2 protein-coding genes and 1 pseudogene are annotated in these 4,559 nt (G+C 39.9%); 1 reads left to right on the forward strand and 2 read right to left on the reverse strand.

The window, feature by feature from the left end:
* On the reverse strand, positions 1 to 230 hold a 230-nt coding region (locus tag J6U00_RS05405; protein ID WP_296579941.1), incomplete at its 3' end, for a hypothetical protein.
* A gap of 134 nt (positions 231 to 364) precedes the next feature.
* A complete protein-coding gene (locus J6U00_RS05410; RefSeq protein ID WP_296579943.1) occupies positions 365 to 1,033 on the reverse strand; it encodes a response regulator transcription factor in 669 nt (222 codons plus the stop codon).
* Positions 1,034 to 1,344: 311 nt separating this feature from the next.
* Here J6U00_RS05410 and mgtA point away from each other — a divergent pair.
* A pseudogene (gene mgtA / locus J6U00_RS05415) lies at positions 1,345 to 3,966 on the forward strand (magnesium-translocating P-type ATPase); the annotation flags it as partial.
* Positions 3,967 to 4,559 lie beyond the last annotated feature (593 nt).

Below are 4,559 nucleotides of genomic sequence, written 5' to 3' on the forward strand. Positions count from 1 at the left end.
GCTGCAAGAGCGTGATTACTTTCAGAATATCTCGGTATTATCTGTGGACCTCCGTATTTAGAAAACTCATCTTCGACCATTATATCAAAATCCACATACTTTGTAAGGTAGATGCTTAGTTCAGATATCGTATCTCTGCCGCTGTTTTGGGCTTCGGTTCGGTTCACCCAGCTCTGTATACTAGAAACGTTTCCTTCGATACTGTTTTTAGCCTGATTTCTGACATCCATTCTCTCATATTCCCAAAATCCATATGTAAAGACTAAGCACAAAGTGATAGCGATAGAGAAAGACTTTATCAATATCTTAGGTAGAGTTTCTCGTTTGGCCTTTTTGAATCTTTTTTTCATAGGTTTCAACTCCTTTACGTTTCTGTCAGCTTATACCCCCGTCCTATGACAGTATGTATCTGACCACCTGCGTTTCCTAGCTTTTTCCTGATGCGCTTGATAGTATTGTCAACAACTCGGTCGATACCGAAGAAATCATCTCCCCACACCTTATCGAGAAGAGTTTCACGGTTCACTATCCAGCCCTGATGCTGCATAAGATAGCTGAGAATGGAAAACTCTTTCGGAGTAAGTTCAATCTCTTCACTTTCAACATAACAGGTAAGCTTACGGGTATCAATTTTTATTGCACCGCATGATATAACGCTGTCAGAACTACCTTCATTACGTTTTACCATTGCAGAGCATTTTGCGAAAAGAGCAGAAAGGAGAAACGGCTTAACTATATAATCATCACAGCCGATATCATAGCCATGGAGGATATCTTCTTCATGACCTCTTGCGGTAATGAATATAACAGGTATATCACTGCATCGTCTTATGCTACGGCAGATCGTAAATCCGTCAGCCCCGGGAAGCATGATGTCAAGAAGTACGATAGAATAGCCTTCGAGTTCGGTTTTGGTGATACTCACAGCTTCACTGCCGTTGTTTATTACGGTTATTTCAGCACCTTTGCTGGTGAAATATTTTTTTGTTACTTCGCATATCTGAAGATCATCCTCAATAAGCAATATTCTCATTACCGAGCCGCTCCTTTCCTCTTTAGCCATATTGTATCATATAGATGTGTCATTTGTATATCATTTCTCGTTCAATTCTGTATTTTTATTTTACAATAACAATCATTGATTGTCAATCAAAAATCAGGGTATTATAAACGACGATTCAAATTTACAGAACAATTAAAATGGTCATTACTATAGAAATACTTAAAATATAAACTAAACAAATAAATCTTACGTTTCTTGACATATGAGTGTTTAAATGATATAATTTTAATACATACATAAAGAGTATGCTTTAAAAACAATCAGTTGATGACCGGAGGCTTAAAATGGCTGAAAACAAAAATGAGAAGAAGCAGGCTGCCGAGAAACAGCTTGCAGAGATAGCAAAAATAACAGACGAGGAGCTTTTTCAGAGACTTGATACCTGCGACGAGGGACTCAATCAGGTAGAAGCAAGCGACCGTCTTGAAGAATACGGAAAAAACATTATTGATACAGGAAACGAGAACAGTTTGCTGAAACGTGTACGTGCGGCGATCATCAATCCGTTCAATATCGTACTTCTCATTGTTGCAGCAGTCACACTTGTAACAGATGTCATCATTGCTGCTAAACCAAGCTGGGCTACCTTCCTCATGCTGATATTCGTAGTTGCGGTCTCGGGTATCATTTCCTTTGTACAGGAAGAAAAGTCCAACTCCGCTGCGCAGAAGCTCCAGAACATGATAACAAACAAGATAGACGTTATAAGAAATGGCAGCAGCATGGAAGTAAATATAGAAGATGTTGTTCCTGGCGACGTCGTAAAACTGGCTTCGGGTGATATGCTTCCCGGAGACGTCCGATTTATCGAAACCAAAGACCTGTTTACCGACCAGTCGCAGCTTACGGGTGAAAGCCAGCCTGTCGAAAAATTCGCAGGTCCCGATCCCGAGGGCTCGGATATAACAGAGCTTGATAATATCGGTTTTATGGGAAGCAATATAATCTCAGGCAGTGCTAAGGCTGTAATACTTACAACAGGAAACCGTACATACCTCGGCAGTATGGCCAAGAGCCTCAATACCTATCAGGACAAGAGCAGCTTTGAGCGTAATATCAACTCAATAAGCAAGCTGCTCATAAGATTCATGATAGTAATGGTACCGATCATTTTTATTGCCAATTTCATCACTAAGGGAAGCTGGCTCGAATCACTGATGTTCGGCATCACTATCGCAGTAGGACTTATGCCGGAAATGCTTCCCGTTATCATGACCTCATCGCTTGCCAAGGGTGCTGTTAATATGTCCCGCAAGCAGACCATAGTAAAGCGTCTCGGCGCTATACAGACCTTCGGCGAAATGGACGTACTTTGTACAGATAAAACAGGTACACTTACTCAGGACGAGATAGTGCTTGAAAAGTATATGGACGTTTTAGGACGTGAGGACAAGAGGGTTCTGCGTCACGCTTTCATGAACAGTTTCTTCCAGACCGGACTGAAAAACCTTATGGATGTTGCGATAATCAACCGTGCTGAAAAAGAAGAGCTCTCATATTTAAAAGAGGCTTATGTGCGTGAGGACGAGATACCTTTTGATTTCAGCCGCCGCCGTATGAGCGTCGTACTGCGAGACAAAAATGGCAAGAGGCAACTGATAACCAAGGGCGCAGTAGAAGAGATATTGTCAATATGCGGATATATTGAGATAGAAGGCGAAGTAAAACCAATAACACAGGAGCTTATTGACAATGCTCAGAAAATAGCCACTGAAAACAACCTTGAAGGTATACGTGTAATAGCTGTGGCACAGAAAAACAATATCCACGATGTTGAGACATTTGGCGTAGACGATGAGAGCGATATGGTGCTTATCGGTTTTGTCGGCTTCCTTGATCCGCCTAAACCTTCAGCGGAGTCAGCTATCGCAGCTCTTCAGAAAAACGGTGTCCGCACAGTAGTCCTTACAGGCGATACCGAAGGTGTTGCTATAAACATCTGCGGCAGACTCGGAATACCAACGGATTATACTCTGACAGGCGCACAGGTCGAAGAGATGACCGATGATGAACTGAACGATGCCTGCGAGAAATGCCACATCTATTCCAAGCTTTCACCATATCAGAAACAGCGAGTAGTAAAGGCTTTTCAAACTAAAGGTCATACCGTAGGATATATGGGTGATGGTATAAACGACAGTTTGCCGCTTAAACAGGCGGACGTCGGCATATCAGTGGATACAGCCGTTGATATCGCAAAGGAAGTTGCGGATATCATCCTGCTTGAAAAAGACCTTAATGTTCTTGACGAAGGCGTTATAGAAGGAAGACGTACCTTTGCAAATATGTCCAAGTACCTCAAAATGTCGGTCAGCGGTAACTTCGGCAATATGTTCTCTGTACTTATAGCAAGTATTTTCCTGCCGTTCCTGCCGCTTCTGCCTATACATATCCTTGTACAGAATATCCTCAACGATTTCGCACAGCTCGGAATGCCTTTCGACCATGTTGAGGACGAGAGTATCAGGCTGCCGAAGAAATGGAATATACCCGGAATAAAGAAATTCATGGTGATATTCGGATTACTCAGTACAGTTCTCGACGTTCTGTGTTTCCTTGTGCTGTGGTTTATTTATAAATTCAACTGCAACGATATGGCAGGCTTCTTCCAGAACGGCTGGTTCATGTTTGGTATAATTTCTCAGACTGTGGTTATTCATACTATCCGAACTCACAAAGTACCGTTTATCAAAGACCGTGCTTCATTACAATTGAACCTATCCACGCTGGCAGTAGTTATAGTAACACTTCTTATTGGTTTTACTGCAATTGCAAAGCTTTTCGATCTGCCTATAATGATCCCGTCCTATGTAATATGGCTTGCTGTTCTTATGCTCGTATACACTATACTTGCACAGATACTGAAGCATATCTACATCAAGAAGAATCATGAGTGGGTATGATGCTCTATTAATATGGACAATAATGCAGCTCATTAAGAGCTGCATTATTAGTTATATAAAGACTTTATTGTTTTATATATCATATAGCCAACGGTTTGCTATCATTTATGAAGGTAAGTATTGGGTTCTCCTGTTTTTTAAGTTAGGTTATTTTTGTCCAGTTTTAACCTTATATGTTATAATTTGACCTTTTGTGTATAATTTGGGGTTAACCAAATAGTTAACCAAATAGACTAAAAATATACAAAAGATATACCAAAATAATCTTGTCATAAAACCATTCGACATGATATAATACATACATAGTTAATAGGCCATCAAGAAACTGTATTCTTGTTTAATGACAAGCTTGTCAAAAACAGGCTTTTAACGAGTGTTATATAATGACACAGTATATCATTATACAGGATTTATCAATGTAATGTTATTTAGCCTGTTAAGCAGTTCGAGCAGCAATAATTATCTACACTAAAAAACAAAAGGAGAATCAATATGTTATCAAATAATATTGCTATTAAAGAAAAAGAAGAAAAAAGGATATACCATTTTCCAACTGATTTGTCAGTTAAAAACATAGAATTACATTCTGATCA

The sequence above is a fragment of the Ruminococcus sp. genome, assembly GCF_017650195.1.
Taxonomy (GTDB): Bacteria; Bacillota; Clostridia; order Oscillospirales; family Ruminococcaceae; genus Ruminococcus.